Raw genomic sequence first — 21,155 nt, forward strand, 5'->3', positions numbered from 1 at the left:
TTATTGGAATGGCAAAACGGGGTTCTAGGCGAACCCGAACAGACGTCGTGGGGTGTCCCACATCACTGCCTGGCGCAGCCGGGCATCCGGCATCAGGCGCTCGGCCAGTTTCAGCAACGGGCCGTAGTCCACCCGCGAGCGCTGGCGAATGAACGGCCAATCCGAGCCCCACACGCAGGCATCCGCGCCGAAGGCTTCGAGCAAGGCGTGCACGTAGGCACGGCTTTGCTCCAGCAACGCATCGGCCGCCGCGAACTTCTGCATGCCAGACAGCTTGACGCTGGCGCGGCCACTGTCAGCCAGTTGCAGTAGCGCCTGGAAGCCCGGCTGCTGCACGCCAGCCGCCACGTCCGGCCGGCCGCAATGGTCGATCAGCAAGCGTGCACGCGAGCCCTGAAGCAGGCTACGCAGTTCAAGCAGTTGGTCTTCGCACACCTGCACCTGGGCGAACAGGTCGAGCTCGACAAGCTTGCCCAACAGGCCGTCAACGTCCTTGAGGCTGGCTAACCCGTACAGCGCGGGATTGAAGGCGACACCGACCACCCCTTGCGCCTGCAGCGCAGCCAGCGCATCGAGCTGGATATCCACCTCGACCACCGCCACGCCCTTGAACCGCCCTTGCCCGGTGGCCAAGGCATGCAGCAGGCAGCGGTTGTCGGTGTGGTAGCCGCTGTTGGGGCCCACCAGCAAGGCATGTTGCACGCCATAGGTGTCCATCACCCGGGTGAACTGTTCCTGGGTGGCGACTTCCTGGCCGGAGGGGGCATAGGGTGCGTCGGGGTGGTAAGGGAAACGGGCGGGGTCAAACAAATGGTTATGGCAATCGATCTTCGGTTCGTCAAAGATGTTCACGCAGCACTCCCGGCAGCGCCACTGCGCTTGCCTTCAGATCTTGTTATTGTGCGCCGCAAGGGCAATTTGGCTGGGTTAACGATACTGCGTGGCCAGGTTTGGCGCTCATACCCAGATGGCAAAGACCATAACCGAAGGTAATAGATATGCTGCTTGGCAACGAAGGCGCAGACGCAAGCCCCATGGTGTTCAAGCTGCGGCACATGGAAGTGTTCCGTGCGGTGATGCTGACCGGCTCGATCAGCGCGGCGGCCAAGCTGCTGTACGTGTCGCAGCCGGCCGTCAGCAAGCTGATCCAGTACATCGAGGGGCGTTTGAGCTACCGCCTGTTCGAGCGCATCAACAACCGCCTGGTGCCCACGGCCGAGGCGCAGGTGCTGTTCCGCGAAGTCGAGCGGGTGTACCAGGCAGCGCTGGAGGTCAACGAATGCGCCCTGTCACTGGGCGCGGGCGGCCACCGCAAGCTGCGCATCTCGTGCAGCGCCTCGCTGTCGACGGTGGTGATCCCGATTGCCCTGGCCCAGCTCAAGCGTGAGGCGCCTTCGCTGAACATCGAGTGGCAAACCTCGCTGATGGGCGAGATGCCCAACCAGATCCTGTCGAAGAAGGTCGACCTGTCGATTGCCGCCCTGCCCGTGGTACACGATCACCTGCATTCGCAGGCCTTCATGCGCGGGCGCATGGTGGTGGTGATGCCACCCGAGCACGCGTTGGCCGGGCATACCTCGCTGACCTTGCAACAACTGGAAGGCCATCCGCTGCTGCTGTTCAGGCCCGACATGCCGTTTGGCAAGCTGCTTGCCGAGCACATCGAGCGCCACGGCGCGCAATTGCCGTCACTGTTGTCGTTCACCAATGCCAACGAGGCTGTGGCGCTGGTCAAGCAAGGCATGGGCATCAGCGTGATCGACGAATTCGTGGCGCAGGACAGCGGCCTGGCGGTGGTGCCGCTGACGGACGAAATTCACTTCGACATCAGCTTTGTCTATTCGCGCTTCGAGCCGCCATCGCATGCGGCGATGCACCTGATGCGTGTGTTGCAGGGCCAGGCGCAAAAGCTTGGGCGGGCGATGTAGGCTTGCCGGCGATGGGCCGCAAAGCGGCCCCGGCTGCTTGAGCTAGAAACCTACGGTTGCCGATAGGAGGTAGGTACGCGGCGTGGAAAGGGTCAGCCCCGGTTCACTGTCATCCGAGGCACCGGCCGAGCTCCAGTAGCGATCATCCAGCACGTTCTCGACACTGGCCCGCAAGGTAACCTCGGTAGCGTCCACGTTGAAGGCATAGCGCGCCCCCAGGTCGTAACGCTCCCAGCCATCGATCTGCTTGCTGTTGTTCTGGTCCAGGTATTGCGAGCTGGAGTGAATGCCCCGCGCCGTCAGGGTCAGGCCACTCACCCCCGGCACGTCCCATTCGGCGCCGAGGTTGACGTTGTACTCGGGCGTGGCCGGCGCGCGGTTGCCATCAACGGCGCCACCCACGGTATCGGTCAGCTCGCTGTCGATATACATCACCCCACCCAGCACCCGCACCCCTTGTACGGGCTCACCGAACACGCTCAGCTCGATACCACGGTTGTCGCGTTTGCCATTGGGGCCGAACACCCGCGAAGTGGCGTTGGTCTCGTAGGCCGGCTGGCGGATGCGGAAGGCACTGGCGGTAAAGGCGACCTGGCCCAGGTCGTACTTGGCCCCCACCTCGACTTGGCGGCTGGTGAACGGCGGGAAGATCTGGTCTTCGTTGACCGAGGTCGACGGTGCGATCTTGCCCTGGCTCAGGCCTTCCATGTAGTTGGCGTACAACGACAGCTGGTCGGTAACCTTGAACAACACGCCGCCAGAGGGCGAGACTTTTTCTTCGTCGTAGGCGGTGTCGCCTTTGACGCCGTCGCTCCAGTCATCCACTTGCACCCGCTGCCAGCGTGCCCCCAGGGTCAGCAACAGACGGTCATCGAAAAACCCGAGGGTGTCGGCCAAAGCCACGCCAGAGAAGCGGTTTTCCGTGTAGACCTCTGGGTCAATGCGGGTGGGCGAACCAGGCGTCGGTGTCGCTACCGGGTTGTAGAGGTTACTGGGCGCCGAAGCATAGCGCGCGCCGCCGTTGGTGAAGTCCATGTAGAAGTAGGTAGCGGCCAGGTTCAGCTCGTGGCTGACTGGCCCGGTGTGGAACCAGTTGCGCACACCCGCCATGGCGGTGCGCACCGTTTCATCGCGGGTAAAGTCGCGCGGCTGCACGGTGAAATCACCGGCATCGTTGGTGATGGACACGTTGTGCCGCAGGAAATCATGGTTGCTTTTGCGCGCGCCGACCGCGCCATAGGCCAGCAGCGACTCGCTGACGTCGTACTCGGCATGCAGTGCGCCAAAGGTATCGTTGGTGCGCGCCTTGCTCCAGGCCTGGGCATAGTTGTGGCGTACATCGTTGGCGTCCGGCACTTTGGCGTTGGCCCCAACCAGCACACGCTCTTGCGGCGCATCGGTGTCACGCTCGGTGTGGCCGAGGTCTGCCGACAACCGCAGGCGCTCGCCACGAAAATCCAGGCCCAGCACCGCCATTTCGCGCTCGACGCGCTGGTGGTCCCATTCGGTATCGCCCGCCTGCTTCACACCGTTGAAGCGCACGCCGAACTGCTGGCCTTCGCCAAAGCGCCGGCCTACGTCCACCGCGCCGCCTGCCTGGCCAGCCGACGCGTAGCTGCCGGTGAACTCGGTGAGCGGCTTGTCGCCAGCCCGCTTGGGCTGCACGTTGATACCGCCGCCCACGCTGCCTCGCGGCGAAATGCCGTTGATCAACTGGCTGGGGCCCTTGATGATGTCGACCCGGTCGGCCATTTCCATGTCGATCGAGTAGGTCGGCAGGATGCCGTAAAGGCCGTTGTACGCCACGTCACTGTTGAACAGGCTGAAGCCGCGAATGGTGAACTGCTCGAAACGCCCACCCGCCGGGTTGGTGGCGCGCACCGAGGGGTCGGTGGCGATAAGCTCGCCCAAGGTTCGCGCTTGCTGGTTCTTCACCAACTCGCTGGTGTAGCTGGTGATGCTGAACGGGGTTTCCATGAAGTCGCGAGAGCCAAGCAGCCCTTGGGCGCCCTGGCGCGCCACCTGGCCACCGGCATAAGGCTGAGCTTCGCCGCCCGCCGCCAGGCCGCCGACAATGCTGGTCGGGGCGATTTCCAGCGCCCCATCCGCCTGGGGCTGCGGCGCCAGGGTGAACGCACCATGGCCCACCGGCAGCAACTGCAGGCCGCTGCCACGTAGCAGCTGCAGGAAGCCTTCTTCGACACTGTAGCTACCAGACAGGCCGCTACTCTGCCGGCCCCGGACCAGTGCCGGGTCCAGCGAAAGGCTGACGCCGGCCTGGTCGGCAAACCGGGTGAGTGCGGCGCCCAGGCTGGCGGCCGGCACCTGATAGGCACGCCGCGCCGCCTCATCGGCCCAGGCGGGTGCAGACAACAACAGGCTCATGGCGAACAACGGCCGCACTGCGCGCACCAGTGGGCGCAAGCGGCAAGACATTACTGCAGGCATTGAACAAGGCTCCCCTTTAGTTTCTTCTACCGGTAATGACCGGCGAGTGAAAAAAAGGGGACAGCCTCATGCATGATTTTCTCGCGCAGCCAGGCTCACCCAGTAACGCGTGCGTGCCTGCACCTGCAACGGCAGGCTGGCGGCAAGCAAGGCCAGCACCCGATCAGTATCGTCAAGGCGGAAAGTGCCGGTGACCCTGAGCTGTTCCAGTTCCGGGGACCAGCGCAGCACGCCGGGACGGTACCGTCGCAGTTCATGCAACAGCTCGCCCAAGGGGCGGTCATCCAGGCGCAGCACGCCTTCGCGCCAGCCCAGCAGCCATTCGTCCAGTGCCCTAACCGGGCCGACGCCAGCCACCTGCAAACTGGCCTGCTGCCCGGCCTGCAGCACCCGGGCCGCGCCACGCAGTGGCTGCAGGCTGGCCAGCCCCTTGACCACTGAAACCCGGCAGGCCTCATCGACCAGGCGCAAGCACACTTCACCTGCATTGAAGTCGCCAGCGCTGAGTGCAACCTGCCCGTAAGGCACCTGCACTGCCAGGCGCAGGCTATCGGGTACCCTGAGCGCCACTTCGCCGCGCAACAGTGTCAGCCGGCGCGCACGCAAGTCGATATCCACCGCACTGTCAGTGTTCAGCTGTACAAAGGTGCCATCGCTCAGCAGCACCTGCCGGCGCTCCCCTACCCCTGTGCGCATGTCGGCCGTCCAGGCCTCCAGCGGCAGCTCCCGGCTTGCCAGCCAGGCGGCCGGTAGCAGCGCCGCTACACCCAGGGCTTGCTTGAGCAGCGCGCGGCGGCCGGCGTCCGGGCGGTCGAGGGTGGCCATGGCCAACGCCCCGGGCAACCCGGAAAATCGCTCGCGCAGCAATGATGCCTTCTGCCAGGCGTCTTCATGCAGGCTGCTGCTCGCCCGCCACTGCGCCAGGCGCAACAAGTCGGTCTCACTGGCATCGCCAGAATCCAGCAACGCCAGCCAGCGGGCGGCAGCACGCACCGCTTCGCGGATTTCGGGGGAGTGTGTGGTCATTGCAACTCGGCCAGCAGGCAATGTTCGTAAGCCTGCGCCATGTAGCGTTTGACGGAACGCTCGCAAACGCCCAGCCGCTTGCCGATCTCGGCGTAGCCGAGGCCTTCAAGCTGGCTCCAGAGAAAGGCCTTGCGCACCGGTGCCTTGAGGCCATCGAGCAGCTCGTCCAGGGCTTGCAGGGTTTCCAGTAACAGCCAGCGCTGCTCTGGCGAGGGTACGTGCTGCTCGGGCAGATGCGCCAAGGCATCAAGGTACGCCTGTTCCAGGCTGCGCCGCTGGTGGAAGTTGCTCAGCAACCGCTTGCCCACCGTCAGCAGGTAGGCGCGTGGCTCACGAATGTCTGCCAATGGCTGGGCACTGGCCAGCACCCGCAGAAAAGTTTCCTGGCTAAGGTCAGCAGCATCCCAGGCATTGCCCAGGCGCCGGCGTAACCAGGTTTCAAGCCAGCTGCGATGCTCCCGGTACAGGGCAGGCAGGCTAGGCTCCGGTGGCGGCGCGACGTCGATCATGGGGATGGCCCTGCGGCGGCGTAAATAGGATTAATTCTAATTTACGTTACGCCGCAGCACCAAGCGGTTTGTTACCGGTCAGGCAATCGCCGCATCCACCAGCACCTGCGCTTCCTGTACCAGGCGCTGCAAGTGCGCCTCGTCTATGAAGCTTTCGGCGTAGATCTTGTAGATGTCCTCGGTGCCCGACGGCCGCGCGGCGAACCAGCCGTTGGCAGTCATCACCTTCAGCCCGCCAATCGCCTGGCCATTGCCTGGTGCGTGGCTGAGGATCTGCACGATTGGCTCACCGGCCAGTTCGGTCGATTTCACCTGTTCCGGCGCCAGCTTGCTCAGCAACGCCTTCTGCCGTGCATCGGCCTTGGCCTCGACACGGGTGGCGAACGGCTTGCCCAGCGCCTCGGTCAGGTCAGCGTAGGCCTGGCTCGGGTTGCGCCCGGTGCGGGCGGTCATCTCGGCGGCCAGCAAGGCCGGGATCAGCCCGTCCTTGTCGGTCGCCCAGACCGAACCATCACGGCGCAGGAACGACGCGCCGGCACTCTCTTCGCCGCCAAAGCCGAGCGAGCCGTCGAACAACCCCTGGGCAAAGTACTTGAAACCCACCGGGACTTCGTACAGCTCACGGCCCAGGCGCTGGGTGACGCGGTCGATCAGGCCGCTGGACACCACGGTCTTGCCCACCGCGGCGTCGGTGCGCCATTGCGGGCGGTGACGGAACAGGTAGTCGATGGCGACGGCCAGGTAGTTGTTCGGCTGCAGCAGGCCGTCAGAGGTGACGATGCCGTGGCGGTCGTGGTCCGGGTCGCAGGCAAAGGCCACGTCGAAGCGCTCGCGCAGGCCGATCAGGCCTTGCATGGCGTATGGCGAGGAAGGGTCCATGCGGATCTGGCCGTCCCAGTCGACAGTCATGAAGCGGAAGGTCGGGTCCACCTCGGTGTTCACCACTTCCAGGTCCAGCTTGTAGTGCTCGGCAATGGCCGACCAGTAGCGCACCCCTGCCCCGCCCAACGGGTCGACGCCCAGGCGCAGTTTGGCGCTGCGGATGATGTCGAAGTCGATGACGTTTTCCAGGTCCGCCACATAGCTGCTCACGTAGTCGTGGCGGTGGGTGGTGGGCGCCTGCAGCGCCTGGGCATGGTCCATGCGCTTGACGCCCGCCAGGTTCGCTGCCAGCAACTCGTTGGCCTTGGCCTCGACCCACTTGGTCACGTCGCTGTCGGCAGGGCCGCCATTGGGCGGGTTGTACTTGAAGCCACCGCTTTGCGGCGGGTTGTGCGACGGGGTGATGACGATGCCGTCGGCCAGGCCCTGCTGGCGGCCACGGTTATGGCAGAGGATGGCGTGGGACACGGCCGGCGTGGGCGTGTATTCGTCGTCCTTGGACAGCATCACCTGCACGCCATTGGCCGCCAGCACTTCCAGGGCGCTGGCAGTGGCCGGTGCCGACAGCGCGTGGGTGTCGGCGCCGATGAACAGCGGGCCATCGATGCCCTTTTCCTGGCGGTACAGGCAGATGGCCTGGGTAATGGCCAGCACGTGGTATTCGTTGAAACTCAATTCAAGCGAAGTGCCCCGGTGCCCCGAGGTGCCGAAGGCCACCCGCTGGGCCGCCACGGCAGCGTCGGGGCGGCCGGTGTAGTAGGCGGTGAGCAGTCGGGGAATATCGACCAGCACGCTGGCCGGAGCCGGCTTGCCTGCCAAAGGACTGAGCGTCATGCAAAAACCTCGAGTTCAACGGATGTTGGTGTTTGAGCATGCAGTGTACTGAGAGTTGCAATGCCGTGCGATGGGCGACATCAAAGAAAACCGCAGGCAACGCTCCCACAAAGACCGTGTAAACCAGTACTCCGGCTGCAACCGTCTAGAGTAGTAGCCAACCCCCCAGTAAATGAGGCCCCATGGCTTTCCACCGCCTGACCCGAACCCACCCCCGCCTGAGTTTCGCCGCCGCAGTCGGCCTTGTCGGCGCCTGGCTGATCCCCGCCGATGATACCGTGCAGCACATCCTCGCTGGCTGGAACCTTGGCGTATGGCTGTACCTGCTGCTGGTGCTGTACCTCACCTGGGACGCCAGCCCGGAAAGGGTCCGCAAGGTTGCCCGCGTCGAAGACGAAAACGCAGGCATGGTCTTGTTCACCGTGTGCATCGCGGCCATCGCCAGCCTCGCTGCGGTTACCCTGCAACTGGTGTCCAGCAAAGGCCTGCAGGGCACTGCACTGGCGCTGCACTACCTCTACACCGGCCTGACCGTGGCCGGCTCCTGGCTGCTGATCGGCTGCATCTTCAGCCTGCATTACGCCCGCCTGTTCTATACCGGGCACAACCATGAACCACCGTTGCGTTTCGCCGACGGCGAGCGCAACCCGGACTATTGGGACTTTCACTACTTCTCGTTCACCATCAGCGTGGCCGTGCAAACCTCCGACGTAGGCGTTGCCGGCCGGCAACTGCGGCGGGTGGTGCTGGCACATTCGCTGGTGGGTTTCGTGTTCAACACGGCGATTTTGGGATTCACCATCAACATCGCGGCCGGGCTGCTGGGGTGACCCTGCCGCTCGTCCGAAAAGTGTTTCGTCGATAACCCGGAGGGCTGCCTGATTGAAGCGGATAACCGGCGCTATCGCGTGAAGTAAACGTTTGCCTGAACGCAGCGGGCTTATGGGCATGATCGCCCGGGTGTGACCCAAGTCATGGATTGCTACATTTGTCATGTTTGCAGCCGAGAATCACCCGTAGCAACTGCTATGTTTACATTCCCGGCAGCCACATAGGCGTGGCTGGCTGTTCACCACGTCCAGGCACGGACAAGGAGGCTGGCATGAACAAGATGACGTTCCCAAACGCCTGCCAGGTGATGCGCTGGCACTTTCATCCATTGGGCTTCGAAGCCAACATGGATGCGCCGCGCAGCATGGTCGCGCGGCTGTTCGACCGCGCCACCGGCGAAACCCTCATGGCCATCGCCGGCATCCCGTGTTCAGCCATCATGGCCGCAGCCGATGTGGAGCGCATCATCGAAGCCGTCGAAGCGGAAATGGACGCGTTCATACCCGCCCTCTCCTTGCGCCGCGCTGTTTAGCCTGCAACGCTCTTGTCCTGGCGCAAGGCCTGCAACTTGCCCATGAACTGCTCGGCTGGTACCGGCTGCCCCAGCAGGTATCCTTGCAGCGAATCACAGCCCAGTCGGGTCAGAAAGTCCTGCTGTTTGTCGGTCTCCACCCCTTCGGCAACAATGCGCAGGCCCAGTGCCTGGCCCAATGCGACGATTGCCGAGACAATCGCTGCATCGTCACTGTCCTGCTCCAGGTCTCGCACGAAGCCACGGTCGATCTTCAGCTCGTTGGCCGGCAGGCGCTTGAGGTACATCAGGCTGGAGTAACCGGTGCCAAAATCATCGATGGACAGGTCCACACCCATGGTGGACAGGCGTTGCAGCACCGTCAGGCTGGCATCGGCGTCGTGCATGGCGGTGGTTTCGGTAATTTCCAGGGTCAGGCAATTGGCCGGCAGCCCGTTCTCCTGCAGGGCGCGGGCCACACTCTCGACCAGCCCTGCATGGCAGAACTGGATGGCCGACAGGTTCACCGCCATGCGCCAGCCCGCGTGCCCCTGATCCAGCCAATGCCGCATCTGCCGGCAGGCTTCGTCAAGTACCCACTCACCAATCGGGATAATCAGGCCGGTCTTTTCTGCCAGGCCGATGAAGCGGTCGGGCAGCAACAGACCGTGCTGCGGGTGCTCCCAACGCAATAAAGCCTCGGCACCGATCGGCAGGCAGGCCTGGGCGTCAAACTTGGGCTGGTAATGCAAACGGAACTGGCCTTGCTCCAGCGCCTGGCGCAGGTCCTGCAGCAGTTGCAGTTGCTGGCGTGCGTTGCTGTTCATCGACACATCAAAGAAGCTGTAGCCGTTCTTGCCCGCGCTCTTGGCGTGGTACATGGCGGCATCGGCATTGCGCAGCAACTCGTGCTGGTCGTGGCCGTTGCCGGGGTACAGGACGATGCCCAGGCTCGCCGACAGTTGCAGGTCATGCTCGGCCACGCGGAATGGCCGTGACACCAGGTTCACCTGCTTGACCGCCACGTCCATGGCATCGTCAGGCTCCTGCAGCTCTACCAGCAGCACGAATTCGTCGCCGCCGATACGCGCGAGGGTGTCCTGGCTGTGCAGGTGGCCGCGCAGGCGGGACGCCACTGCCTTGAGCAGCAGGTCACCGATATGATGGCCAAAGGCATCGTTGACTGGCTTGAAGCCGTCCAGGTCGATGAACATCAGGGCAAAACAGCCACCCTGCTCCGCCACCTTGGCGATGGCCTGCTCGATGCGGTCGGCCAGCAGGGTACGGTTGGGCAGGTCGGTGAGGGTGTCGTGCAGGGCCAGCTGGGTCAGTTCCTGGTTGGCCAGTGTCAGCGAACGGGCCAGCTCGGCAGTGCGCGCCTCCAGGCGGGCGTCCAGCACCGAGGTCAGCAAGGCCACCGCCAGCACCGCCAGGGTGGTGATCAGCACCAGATAGACCAGGCCGTCGCCCTGCAGCCCGCCGCCCAGAGCACCGCAGAAGCTGCCCTCGGGGAAATTCGCCGCCGCCATGCCGGTGTAGTGCATGCCAACGATGGCGATGCCCATCACCACCGCCGCCAGGCCACGGATCTGCCGCACATAGGGGGTGTGCCGGCGCAGACGGAAGGCGATCCACAACGCCGCTGCCGAGGCGCCCACGGCGATCAGCAGCGAGGCCCCGAACAGCGCCGGGTCGTAGTCGATGCCCGGCAACATGCGCAGCGCAGCCATGCCGGTGTAGTGCATGCAGGCAATGCCGGCGCCCATGATCAGCGCGCCAAAACCCAGTTGCAGGCACGGCAAGCTCGGCTGGCTCACCAGCCACAGGGCAAAACCCGAGGACAGGACGGCGATCAGCAGCGAGAACGCGGTAAGGGCCAGGTCATAGCCCAGGTCGATGGGCAGGCTGAACGCGAGCATGCCGATGAAGTGCATCGACCACACGCCGATGCCCATGGCCAGCGCGCCGCCTCCCATCCACAAGTACGACGCCCGCCCCTTGGCCGTGGCAATACGGCCGGTCAGGTCAAGGGCGGTGTAGGACGCCAGAATCGCCACGCACAGCGAAATCAACACCAGCGAAGAGGAGTAGCTACCGGTCAGCATTGGGAATTCCAGCGACGGGACATGGGGCCCGGCAAAAGCTGACGATTGTACTCAAGCTTAGGCGAAACGCACGGGGTTTTTGCGAATGGGAATGGATCCAATACGAGCCCTTTCGCTACACAAGGCCGCTCCCACAAAAGCGTGCGTTCACTTCAGTCCTGCTCGGCAAACGCCTGCTCTGCATCCCAGCCGCCACCCAATGCCGCCACCAATTGCACACTGGCCACCAGGCGGCCTTGCAGCAGGTTCAATACGCTGCGCTCGTTGCTCAGCGCCGTGGTCTGTACGTTGACGACATCCAGATAGCCAATCAGCCCCGCGCGGTACTGGTTCTCGGTCAGGCGCAGCGACTCGCGTGCAGCGTCCAGCGCCTCCTGGCGCACCACCGCTTCATCGCCATACACCTTCAACTGCACCAACAGGTTTTCCACTTCCTTGAAGCCATCCAGCACGGTCTGGCGGTACTGCGCCACGGTCTGGTCATAGACCGCCACCGTACGGTCTACCTCGGCGCTGCGCTTGCCGGCGTCGAACAGGGTCAGCGCCAGCTGCGGGCCTACCGACCAGTAGCGGTTGGGCAGTTCGATCCAGTTGCTGAAGCTGCTGCTGGAATAACCACCACTCATGCTCAGGCTGAGATCGGGGAAGTACGCTGCCCGCGACACACCGATATTGGCATTGGCCGCCATCACGTTGCGTTCGGCAGCAGCGATGTCCGGCCGACGCTCCAGCAGCTGCGACGGCAGCGAAACCGGAATTTGCGGCAATGCCGGAATGGCCTTGCTGTCAGCCAGGGCGAAATCGGCCGGGGTCTTGCCCAGCAGCACGGCGATGGCGTTCTCGAACTGCGCACGCTGCCAGATCAGGTCGATCAAATCAGCCTGGGTGCTCTTCAGCTGGGTACGCGCCTGGGCCACGGCATCCGGGCCAGAGACACCAGCGCGGTACTGGTTTTCGGTCATCCGCAACGAGCGCTCATAGGCCGCCACGGTGGCTTCCAGCAAACGCTTCTGCTCATCGATGACCCGCAATTGCAGGTAGTTCTGCACCAGCTCCGATTGCTGGCTCAAGCGGATCGAAGCGAGGTCGGCGAGGCTGGCTTCGGCACTGGCCTCGTTGGCATTCATGGTTTCGCGCAACTTGCCCCACAGGTCGATTTCCCAGCTGACACCGAGTTGGGCGTTGTAGGTATTGCGGATGCCGCTGCTGTTGTTGGACAAGCTGGAACTGGAGCTGCCGGTACCCTGCGCCGAGCGGTTCTTGCTGGCACTCAGGTCCAGGCTGGGGAACAGCGCCGCACGGCTGCTGCGCACCAGCGCCTGGGCCTGGCGGTACTGCGCTTCTGATTGCGCCACGGTCTGGTTGCTGCGGTTAAGCTCCTCGACCAACGCATTGAGCCCGGTATCGCCGTAGATTTCCCACCAGGCGCCGCGGGCGATGGCATCGGATGGCGTGGCCTGGCTCCAGCCTTCGGCGTGTTTGAACTGCGCCGCCGGGCTGTTCAGCTCGGGGCGGTGGTAGTCCGGGCTCAGGGTACAGGCACTGAGCAAGGCCACGCACAACCCGGCGCCGAGCAGGCGCGAGCCACGCCCACGGGTCAGCGCTTGCAGCGCACGGTGAAGTGGGGTCTGGGCAAAAGTCATAGCGGGGTTTCCAGGGCGGCGTCGGTGCGCACGCCGCGCCAACGGTTGAAACGGTGGCGCAGGCGGTCCAGGTACAGGTAGACAACCGGCGTCGTGTAAAGGGTGAGGACCTGGCTGAACACCAGGCCACCGATGATGGTCAGGCCCAGCGGCTGGCGCATTTCCGCGCCCTCGGCATGGCTCAGCAGCAGCGGCAAGGCGCCAAGGATGGCGGCCAGGGTGGTCATCAGGATCGGTCGCAGGCGCAGCAGGCAGGCCCGGCGGATCGACTCTTCCGGCGACATGCCCTGATGGCGCTCCAGCTGCAAGGCCAGGTCGATCATCAAAATGGCGTTCTTCTTCACCACACCGATCAGCAGGAACAACCCCAACAGCGAGATCAAGCTGAATTCGCCACCGGTGACGTACAGCGTCAGCAAGGCACCAACGCCTGCCGAAGGCAGTGTCGAGAGAATGGTCAGCGGGTGGATGTAGCTTTCATAAAGAATGCCCAGCACCAGATACACCAGCAGCAGTGCGCCAAGGATCATGAACGGCTGGCCCTGCTGGGTCTTGGCAAAGGCATCGGCAGTACCGCCGAGCTTGGCAATCACCTCTTCGGGCAAGCCCAGCTTAGCCACCGCCCGCTCCACCGCTGCCATGGCCTGGTCGGGGCTGTAGCCTTCGGCGACGTCGAAGGCGATGTCTTCGGAGGCGAACTGGCCTTCGTGGCTGACCCGGTCGTTGGCCAGGCTGTTCTCGTAACGGGCGATGGTCGACAGCGGCACGCGGGCGCCGTCAGCGGTAATGACCTGTACTTGCTCGAGGGTGCTCGGGTCCCAGGCGTATTTCGGGTTGATTTCCAGCACCACCTGGTACTGGTTGAGGCTGTCGTAGATGGTGGAGATCTGACGCTGGCTGTAGGCGTTGTTCAACACCGAGGTGACCATGTCCATGTCGATGCCCAGGCGCTTGGCCTGGTCACGGTCGACCACCAGCGTCACCTGCTGGGTACCGGAGCCGTCACGGGCGTCGATGGCGGTCAGCTCCGGCAGTGCACGCAGCGCCGCAACCATCTTGGGGAACCACTGGCGCAATGCCGCCAGGTCGCCGCTCTGCAGGGTATACAGGTACTGCGACGAGCTCTGGTCACGCCCGCCGCCACCCAGTTGCAGGTCCTGGTCAGCCATCAGGAACAGCCGACCTCCGGGCACTTTGGGCATTTCCTTACGCAGGCGCTCGATCACCTTCTGCGCATCGATCTTGCGCTCGCTGATCGGCTTCAGGCGCACCAGCACCACGGCATTGTTGGTGCCGCTGTTGCCACCGATGAAACCGGCAACGCTCTGCACTGCCGGGTCGGCCAGCAACGCGCGCCGGTAGATCTCCATTTTCGGCTGCATCACGCTGAACGACAGGCCGTCATCACCGCGGATAAAGCCCATCAGCTGGCCAGTGTCCTGCTGCGGCATCAGCGTCTTGGGCACCACCACGTACAGGGCGATGTTGATAGCAATGGTCGCCAGCAGGCTGAGCAAGGTCAGGCCCTTGTGGCGCAAGACCCAGCCCAGGCTGCGGTCATAGGCGTTGACCATTCGCTGGTGCACCTTGTCGCTCCAGCGCTGCACGCGGGCCTGCTCGGCCTGGTGTGGTTTGAGCCAGCGGGCGCACAGCATCGGCGTGAGTGTCAGCGATACCACCAGCGACACGATGATCGCCGCCGCCAGTGTGATCGAGAACTCCTGGAACAGGTTGCGCACGATGCCGCCCATGAACAGGATGGAGACGAATACAGCCACCAGCGACACGTTCATCGACAGCAAGGTGAAGCCCACTTCCTTGGCCCCCAGGAAGGCCGCCTTCATCGGCGGCTGGCCGTCCTCGATGTGCCGCGAGATGTTCTCCAGCACCACGATGGCGTCGTCCACCACCAGGCCAGTGGCAAGGATCAAGGCCATCAGCGACAGGTTGTTGAGCGAGAAGCCGCACAGGTACATGACTGCGAAAGTCCCCACCAGAGACACTGGCACTGCCAGGCTGGGGATGAGTGAGGCGCGCAGGCTGCCGAGGAACAGGTACACCACCAGGATCACCAGCACCACAGCGATCAACAGGGTGTGTTCGGCCTCCTTCAGGGTGGCCTTGATCACCGGCGAGCGGTCCATTGCCACGTTCAGTTGCACATTGGCCGGCAGCAACGACTGCAGGGCTGGCAACTGCGCCTTGATCTGGTCGACCGTTTCGATGATGTTGGCACCGGTCTGGCGGTTGACCACCAGCAGCACCGCGCTCTGGTCATTGAAGAAACCGCTGTTGTAGCGGTTTTCCACGCCATCGGTAATGGTGGCCACGTCGGACAGGCGCAGGATGGTGCCGTTCTGCTGCCGGATCACCACCGGCTCGTAATCCTTGGCGCTTTCCAGCTGGTCGTTGGCCCTCACCTGCCAGTTACGCTCGGCATCCTCGACAAAACCCATTGGCCGGCGCTGGTTGGCGTTGGACACGGCCGTACGCACATCGTCCAGCGACACGCCGTACTGGTTGAGCAATTGCGGCTCGACGGCAATGCGCACCGCCGGCAGCGAACTGCCGCCGATCTGCACCTCACCTACCCCCGATACCTGGGCCAGGCTCTGCGACAGGATAGTGTCGGCCAGGTCGTACAGCTGGCCTTTCTGCAGCACGTCCGACGTCAGCGACAGCACCATGATCGGTGCTTGCGACGGGTTGATCTTCTTGTAGGTGGGCATGCTGCGCATGCCGCTGGGCAGCAGGTTACGGGTGGCGTTGATCGCTGCCTGCACCTCGCGCGCCGCGCCGTCGATGTCGCGGCCCATCTCGAAGCCGATGATGACCCGCGTGGAGCCTTGGTTGGAGCTGCTGGTCAATGTGGTCACGCCGGCGATGCTGCCCAGCTTGCGCTCCAGTGGCGTGGCCACGGTGGAGGCCATGACCTCCGGGCTGGCGCCGGACAAGTTGGCCGACACCACGATTACGGGGAAGTCCATCTGCGGCAGCGGTGACACAGGCAACAGGCCGAAGCTGACCCCGCCCAGTAGCATGATCGCCAGGCTCAGCAGCATGGTCGCAACAGGGCGACGGATGAAAGGACCGGACAGGTTCATGCCTCGGCCTGCTTCACGTCAGTGGCCGGGCGCCAGCGGCGGGCCAAGCGGTCGAAGTACAGGTAGATGACCGGCGTGGTGAACAGCGTCAGCACCTGGCTGACCAGCAACCCGCCGACCATCACCAGGCCCAGCGGCTGGCGCAGCTCGGCGCCGGAACCGGTCGCGAGCATCAGCGGCACCGCACCGAACAGCGCGGCCAGGGTGGTCATCAGGATCGGCCGAAAGCGCAGCAGCGCCGCCTGGTAAATCGCATCACGCGGGCTCATGCCCTGGTGGCGCTCGGCCTCAAGGGCAAAGTCGATCATCATGATCGCGTTCTTCTTGACGATGCCGATCAGCAAGATGATGCCGATGATGGCAATCATGCCAAGGTCGTTGCCGCTGATGAGCAAGGCCAGCAAGGCACCCACCGCCGCCGAGGGCAGGGTCGAGAGGATGGTCACCGGGTGGATGTAGCTTTCGTACAGCACGCCCAGCACGATGTACATGGTCACCACCGCCGCCAGAATCAGCAGCAAGGTGCTGGACAGCGACGCCTGGAAGGCCTGCGCGGCGCCCTGGAAGCGGGTTTGTACCCCCAGCGGCATGCCGATGTCCTGCTGCACCTGCTCGATCACCTGCACAGCTTCGCCCAACGACGCGCCATGGGCCAGGTTGAACGACAGGGTCACCGCCGGGAACTGGCCGATGTGGGAAATGGCCAGCTGGGCCTGGCGCTGCTCGATGCGCGCCAGCGCCGACAGCCGCACCTGGCCGCCATCGGTAGCCTTGACGTGGATCGACTCCAGCGCCTGCGGGCCGATCACTGAAGCGTCCTTCGACTGCAGCACCACGCGGTACTGGCTGGCCTGGGTGTAGATGGTCGAGATCTGCCGCTGGCCGAAGGCGTCGTACAGGGCGTTGGTGATCTGCGACACGCTGATGCCCAAGCGGCTGGCCATGTCACGGTCGATCACCAGGTACACCTGCAAACCCTTGTCCTGGAGGTCGCTGGCCACGTCGGCCAGTTCTGCGCGTTGCTGCAACGCCTGCACCAGCTTGCCGCTCCACTGCGCCAGCAGGTCGGCGTCCGGCGACGACAGGCTGAACTGGTACTGGGTACGACTGACCCGGTCCTCGATGCTCAAGTCCTGCACCGGCTGCATGAACAGGCGGATACCCACCTGCCGGTCCAGTTGTGGCTGCAGGCGGCTGATGACTTCGCTGGCTGTGACATCGCGCTCGCCGTGAGGCTTGAGGTTGATCAACAGGCGGCCGCTGTTGAGCGTGGCGTTGTCGCCATCGACGCCGATGTAGGACGACAGGCTTTGCACGGCAGGGTCCTGCAGGATCACCTTGCTCAGGGCCTGCTGACGCTCGCTCATGGCGGCGAACGACGTGGACTGCGGTGCTTCGGAAATGCCCTGGATCACCCCGGTGTCCTGCACCGGGAAGAAGCCCTTGGGCACCACCATGTACAGGAACACGGTCAGCACCAGGCTGGCCACGGCCACCAACAGGGTCAGCGGCTGGTGCTTGAGTACCCACTGCAGGGCGTTGCCGTAGTGTTTGATCAGCCAGTCGATCCAGGCGCCGCTGGCGCGGTAGAAGCGGCCTTGTTCTTCTTCCTTGGGCTCGCGTTTGAGCAAGCGGGCGCACATCATCGGCGTCAGGGTCAGCGACACCACCAGGGAGATCAGGATGGCCACTGCAAGGGTGATGGCGAACTCGCGGAACAGGCGGCCGACCACGTCAGCCATGAACAGCAACGGGATCAATACCGCGATCAGCGAGAAGGTTAGCGAAATCAGGGTGAAGCCGATCTGCCGGGCGCCCTTGAGCGCCGCCTGCATGGGCGTCTCGCCCTCTTCGATGTGCCGGGAGATGTTCTCCAGCATGACAATGGCGTCGTCGACCACAAAGCCGGTGGCAATGGTCAGGGCCATCAACGTCAGGTTGTTCACCGAGAAACCGGCCAGGTACATCACGCCGAAGGTGCCGATCAGTGACAGTGGCACGGCAATCGACGGAATGAGGGTGGCGCTGAAACGGCGCAGGAAGACGAAGGTAACCATTACCACCAGGACGATGGCGATCAGCAGTTCATGCTGTACGTCCTTGACTGCGGCGCGAATGGTCTGGGTGCGGTCGGTCAGCACCGATACATCGAGGCCGGCCGGCAGGTTGTCGGTGATCGACGGCAACAGCTCCTTGATGCGGTCGACCACTTCGATGACGTTGGCGCCAGGCTGGCGCTGGATGTTCAGCAGCACCGCGTGGTTTTCGTTGGCCCAGGCGGCCAGGCGCTCGTTTTCTGCGCCATCGACGATTTCGGCCACATCTTTCAGACGCAGCGGTGCACCGTTGGTGTAGGCCAGGATCAGGTTGGCGTATTCCTCGGGGGAACGCAGCTGGTCATTGGCATCGAGCATCGACACCCGGGTGGGGCCATCGAAATTGCCCTTGGGCTGGTTCACGTTCGAGGCGCCGATCAGCGTGCGCACGTCATCCAGGTTCAGGCCGTTGGCCGCCAGGGCGTCGACGTTGACCTTGATGCGTACCGCCTGGCGCTGGCCGCCGGCAATGCTGACCATGCCCACGCCGCTGATCTGCGCGAGCTTTTGCGCCACACGCGTATCGACCAGGTCGTTGAGCTTGGGCAGCGGCATTGTCTTGCTGGAAATGGCCAGGGTCAGCACCGGGGTGTCGGCCGGGTTGACCTTGTTGTAAACCGGCGGCGCTGGCAGGTCGCTGGGCAGCAGGTTGCTGGCAGCGTTGATCGCAGCCTGCACCTGTTGCTCGGCAACGTCCATGTTCATGTCGAGGTTGAAACGCAGGGTCAGCACCGAGGCACCACCGGAACTGGTGGAAGCCATTTGTTCCAGGCCGGGCATCTGGCCGAACTGGCGCTCCAGGGGGGCGGTGACAGCGCTGGTCATGACCTCCGGGCTGGCACCGGGGTACAGCGTCATGACGCGGATGGTCGGGTAATCCACCTGCGGTAAAGCGGAAACCGGCAGCAGCTTGTAGGCGATCAGGCCGGCCAGGACGATGGCCAGCATGCTCAGCGTGGTGGCGACCGGCCGCAGGATGAACAGACGCGAGAAATTCATGCGCCCGCCTTGCCTGCTGCGTTGCCAGGCTGCGCTTCACCTGTGTGCGCCGAACCTTTGGCTTCCTGGCCTTGCAGGTGCTGGCCTGGGGTGGTCGGTACTTGCGAGCTGTCTTCGACCACTTCCACCTTGGTCCCTTCGCGCAGGCGGTCGGTGCCTTCCAGCACCAGGCGGTCACCCGCCTTCAGGCCTTCGAGGATGACGCTGTTCTCGCCATCGCTGGCGCCGACCTTGAGCTTGCGCACGTTCACCGTGTTTTCAGCGTTTACCACATAGGCAAAGGTACCGTCGTTACCAAACTGGATGGCCGCTGCCGGGGCCATGATCACCTGCTTGAGGGTATCGGCCAGCAGGCGCACGTTGACGAACTGGTTGGGGAACAGGGCGAGGTCCTTGTTCTCGAAGTGGCCCTTGAACTTGAGCGTACCGGTCGTAATGTCGATCTGGTTGTCGATGCTGCCCAGCACGCCAGTGGACTGCAGCTTGCTGTCACTGCGGTCCCAGGCCTCGACTGGCAGGATGGCGCCGCTGCGGTAGCGTTCCAGCACGGTGCTCAGCTCGGTTTCCGGCAGGGTGAAGGCGACGTTGATCGGCTCGGTCTGGGTAATCACCACCAGTGCCGTGGTGTCGTTGGCCGCAACGAGGTTGCCCAGGTCGAGCTGGCGCAGGCCCACGCGGCCGTTGATCGGCGCACGGATCTGGGTGAAGTCGAGGTTCAGCCGGGCGTCGTTGACCTGTGCCTGGTTGGTCTTGACCAGCCCCTGGAACTGCGCCACCTGCGCTTCGGCGGTGTCGAGGGTTTGCTTGGCGATACTGTCTTCGGCGTACAGGCCTTTGTAGCGGGCTACATCCACCTGGGCGTTCTTCAGCTGCGCCTGGTTTTGTGCCAGCGTACCTTCGGCCTGCTGCAGGGCGATGCGGTACGAGCGCGGGTCGATTTCGGCGAGCAAGTCGCCGGCTTTGACCTGCTGGCCTTCCTTGAAGTGGATCTTCACCAGCTCGCCAGCCACGCGGCTGCGCACATTGACCGTGTTGGTGGCGGTGACTGTGCCCAGGGCTTTGTAATACAGGGGGAAGTCGCCCACGCGTACCGGTTCGACGCGTACCGGCACCGCTTCGCTGGAGCCGCCGAACCCTGGGCGGCCGCCCATCATGCCCATGCCCTTGCCACCGCGCCCGCCGCCGCCGGCTTCTTTATGCGCAGGCGTTGCTGCAGGCCACAGCCACCAGGCCAGGGCAGCCACCAGCAGCAGGATCAGCAGGCCGACGAGCCAGCGACGGGGGGAACGGGAATTGGACACTTGCATGGGTTGAACGAACCTTGTTCGGAATGGCGGCTTGGGGAGGGTGAACGATAAGCAATGGCATCGTTTTAGCAAAGGGCCTTTACCAGAGGTTTACCTTTGGCTGACGTTGCCAAGACGCTGAACTTTAAATGAAAACGGCCCGGAAAGCGTTCCGGGCCGTTACAGGGTGTTGCTTGGAGTAGTGGCGGGCTGAAAGGTTTCGGTTGCCTGGGCTGGCCCTTTCGCGGGTTCACCCGCGAAGAGGCCACCACAGGACTCAGCCGCCCTGCCCCGCAACCCTTACTTCAGTACTGCCAGCGCTGCATCGTAGTTCGGCTCGTCAGCAATTTCGCCAACCAGTTCACTGTGCAGCACTTTGTCGTTTTCATCCAGCACCACCACGGCGCGGGCAGCCAGGCCGGCCAGCGGGCCGTCGGCGATGGCGACGCCGTAGTTTTCGAGGAACTCGCGGCCACGCAGGGTCGACAGGTTCTTCACGTTTTCCAGGCCTTCGGCACCGCAGAAGCGTGCTTGGGCAAACGGCAGGTCGGCGGAGATGCACAGCACCACGGTGTTGGCCACATCGTTGGCCTGGGCGTTGAACTTGCGCACGGAGGTGGCGCAGGTTGGGGTGTCAACGCTTGGGAAGATGTTCAGCACCTTGCGCTTGCCGGCGTAGTCCTTCAGCGACTTGTCAGCCAGGCCTTCACCGACCAGGGAGAATGCCGGAGCCTGGGCGCCGATTTTCGGCAGTTCGCCGTTGACCTGAACCGGGCCGCCTTTGAGAGTCACTTGAGCCATGACGAAATCCTTATGCTGGGTTTGAAAAGGACACTGAGTTAAGCATGAAGGCGGCCGGGTGCCTATGGGGGCAGGTGAAATTGTTCTATTGCCGGACAATTTTTGTGGACAAAAAAATGCCCAGGTTGCGACAAGCGACCCGGGCATTCTTT

The 21,155-nt window shown here is 63.8% G+C and carries 14 protein-coding genes; 3 read left to right on the top strand and 11 right to left on the bottom strand.

The annotated features are described in order from the left end of the window. Positions 1-24: 24 nt before the first annotated feature. Complete coding sequence (locus tag SB765_RS03440; RefSeq protein ID WP_410930939.1) at positions 25-852, bottom strand: amidohydrolase family protein; 828 nt, start codon at positions 850-852, stop codon at positions 25-27. Positions 853-998: 146 nt separating this feature from the next. Here SB765_RS03440 and SB765_RS03445 point away from each other — a divergent pair, with 146 nt between their 5' ends. Next, positions 999-1,928, top strand: a complete 930-nt coding sequence (locus tag SB765_RS03445; protein ID WP_341798647.1) for a LysR family transcriptional regulator — start codon at positions 999-1,001, stop codon at positions 1,926-1,928. Positions 1,929-1,970: 42 nt separating this feature from the next. Here the strand turns inward: SB765_RS03445 and SB765_RS03450 are convergent, their stop codons facing one another. The 4 genes from SB765_RS03450 to pgm all read right to left on the bottom strand — a co-directional run bounded on the left by SB765_RS03450 (position 1,971) and on the right by pgm (position 7,627). Then, positions 1,971-4,376 carry a TonB-dependent receptor gene (locus tag SB765_RS03450; RefSeq protein ID WP_341798646.1) on the bottom strand — a complete coding sequence of 802 codons (2,406 nt, stop codon included), beginning with the start codon at positions 4,374-4,376 and terminating at the stop codon, positions 1,971-1,973. 66 nt (positions 4,377-4,442) lie between these two features. Further along, positions 4,443-5,402: a FecR domain-containing protein gene (locus SB765_RS03455; RefSeq protein ID WP_410910313.1), complete on the bottom strand. Its 960-nt coding sequence runs from the start codon at positions 5,400-5,402 to the stop codon at positions 4,443-4,445. Then, positions 5,399-5,911: a sigma-70 family RNA polymerase sigma factor gene (locus SB765_RS03460; protein WP_341798644.1), complete on the bottom strand. Its 513-nt coding sequence runs from the start codon at positions 5,909-5,911 to the stop codon at positions 5,399-5,401. The genes SB765_RS03455 and SB765_RS03460 overlap by 4 nt, the downstream gene beginning before the upstream one ends. A 78-nt stretch (positions 5,912-5,989) precedes the next feature. Continuing rightward, entirely contained in the window at positions 5,990-7,627 is a 1,638-nt protein-coding gene (gene pgm / locus SB765_RS03465) for a phosphoglucomutase (alpha-D-glucose-1,6-bisphosphate-dependent) (protein WP_410930940.1), read from the bottom strand. Positions 7,628-7,809: 182 nt separating this feature from the next. On the opposite strand from pgm, the gene SB765_RS03470 reads away from it, so the two are divergent. Next, positions 7,810-8,457 carry a DUF1345 domain-containing protein gene (locus SB765_RS03470; RefSeq protein ID WP_341798642.1) on the top strand — a complete coding sequence of 216 codons (648 nt, stop codon included), beginning with the start codon at positions 7,810-7,812 and terminating at the stop codon, positions 8,455-8,457. Positions 8,458-8,729: 272 nt separating this feature from the next. Beyond that, positions 8,730-8,990: a DUF1652 domain-containing protein gene (locus tag SB765_RS03475; protein WP_132843521.1), complete on the top strand. Its 261-nt coding sequence runs from the start codon at positions 8,730-8,732 to the stop codon at positions 8,988-8,990. Here the strand turns inward: SB765_RS03475 and SB765_RS03480 are convergent. The 6 genes from SB765_RS03480 to tpx form a co-directional block, all read right to left on the bottom strand. Continuing rightward, a complete protein-coding gene (locus SB765_RS03480; protein WP_341798641.1) occupies positions 8,987-11,074 on the bottom strand; it encodes a putative bifunctional diguanylate cyclase/phosphodiesterase in 2,088 nt (695 codons plus the stop codon). The two genes, SB765_RS03475 and SB765_RS03480, sit on opposite strands and share 4 nt — an antisense overlap. Before the next feature lie 152 nt (positions 11,075-11,226). After that, positions 11,227-12,717, bottom strand: a complete 1,491-nt coding sequence (locus SB765_RS03485) for an efflux transporter outer membrane subunit (RefSeq protein ID WP_016499324.1) — start codon at positions 12,715-12,717, stop codon at positions 11,227-11,229. After that, positions 12,714-15,821 (bottom strand): efflux RND transporter permease subunit, encoded by a 3,108-nt coding sequence (locus tag SB765_RS03490; protein ID WP_410930941.1) that lies wholly within the window; start codon positions 15,819-15,821, stop codon positions 12,714-12,716. The genes SB765_RS03485 and SB765_RS03490 overlap by 4 nt, the downstream gene beginning before the upstream one ends. Next, the gene (locus SB765_RS03495) at positions 15,818-18,916 is read right to left on the bottom strand and encodes an MdtB/MuxB family multidrug efflux RND transporter permease subunit (protein WP_410930942.1); all 3,099 of its coding nucleotides are present in this window, start codon (positions 18,914-18,916) and stop codon (positions 15,818-15,820) included. The genes SB765_RS03490 and SB765_RS03495 overlap by 4 nt, the downstream gene beginning before the upstream one ends. After that, positions 18,913-20,223 carry an MdtA/MuxA family multidrug efflux RND transporter periplasmic adaptor subunit gene (locus SB765_RS03500; protein WP_410930943.1) on the bottom strand — a complete coding sequence of 437 codons (1,311 nt, stop codon included), beginning with the start codon at positions 20,221-20,223 and terminating at the stop codon, positions 18,913-18,915. The genes SB765_RS03495 and SB765_RS03500 overlap by 4 nt, the downstream gene beginning before the upstream one ends. Before the next feature lie 279 nt (positions 20,224-20,502). Continuing rightward, positions 20,503-21,003 (bottom strand): thiol peroxidase, encoded by a 501-nt coding sequence (gene tpx, locus SB765_RS03505; RefSeq protein WP_016499320.1) that lies wholly within the window; start codon positions 21,001-21,003, stop codon positions 20,503-20,505. Positions 21,004-21,155 lie beyond the last annotated feature (152 nt).

Source organism: Pseudomonas sp. SIMBA_067 (assembly GCF_046534675.1).
GTDB lineage: Bacteria > Pseudomonadota > Gammaproteobacteria > Pseudomonadales > Pseudomonadaceae > Aquipseudomonas > Aquipseudomonas putida.

Bases quoted from the DNA above. Each gene is read 5' to 3' on its own strand.
- SB765_RS03445 (WP_341798647.1), top strand. From the start codon at position 999: ATGCTGCTTGGCAACGAAGGCGCAGACGCAAGCCCCATGGTGTTCAAG.
- SB765_RS03450 (WP_341798646.1), bottom strand. From the start codon at position 4,376: ATGCCTGCAGTAATGTCTTGCCGCTTGCGCCCACTGGTGCGCGCAGTG.
- SB765_RS03455 (WP_410910313.1), bottom strand. From the start codon at position 5,402: ATGACCACACACTCCCCCGAAATCCGCGAAGCGGTGCGTGCTGCCGCC.
- SB765_RS03460 (WP_341798644.1), bottom strand. From the start codon at position 5,911: ATGATCGACGTCGCGCCGCCACCGGAGCCTAGCCTGCCTGCCCTGTAC.
- pgm (WP_410930940.1), bottom strand. From the start codon at position 7,627: ATGACGCTCAGTCCTTTGGCAGGCAAGCCGGCTCCGGCCAGCGTGCTG.
- SB765_RS03470 (WP_341798642.1), top strand. From the start codon at position 7,810: ATGGCTTTCCACCGCCTGACCCGAACCCACCCCCGCCTGAGTTTCGCC.
- SB765_RS03475 (WP_132843521.1), top strand. From the start codon at position 8,730: ATGAACAAGATGACGTTCCCAAACGCCTGCCAGGTGATGCGCTGGCAC.
- SB765_RS03480 (WP_341798641.1), bottom strand. From the start codon at position 11,074: ATGCTGACCGGTAGCTACTCCTCTTCGCTGGTGTTGATTTCGCTGTGC.
- SB765_RS03485 (WP_016499324.1), bottom strand. From the start codon at position 12,717: ATGACTTTTGCCCAGACCCCACTTCACCGTGCGCTGCAAGCGCTGACC.
- SB765_RS03490 (WP_410930941.1), bottom strand. From the start codon at position 15,821: ATGAACCTGTCCGGTCCTTTCATCCGTCGCCCTGTTGCGACCATGCTG.
- SB765_RS03495 (WP_410930942.1), bottom strand. From the start codon at position 18,916: ATGAATTTCTCGCGTCTGTTCATCCTGCGGCCGGTCGCCACCACGCTG.
- SB765_RS03500 (WP_410930943.1), bottom strand. From the start codon at position 20,223: ATGCAAGTGTCCAATTCCCGTTCCCCCCGTCGCTGGCTCGTCGGCCTG.
- tpx (WP_016499320.1), bottom strand. From the start codon at position 21,003: ATGGCTCAAGTGACTCTCAAAGGCGGCCCGGTTCAGGTCAACGGCGAA.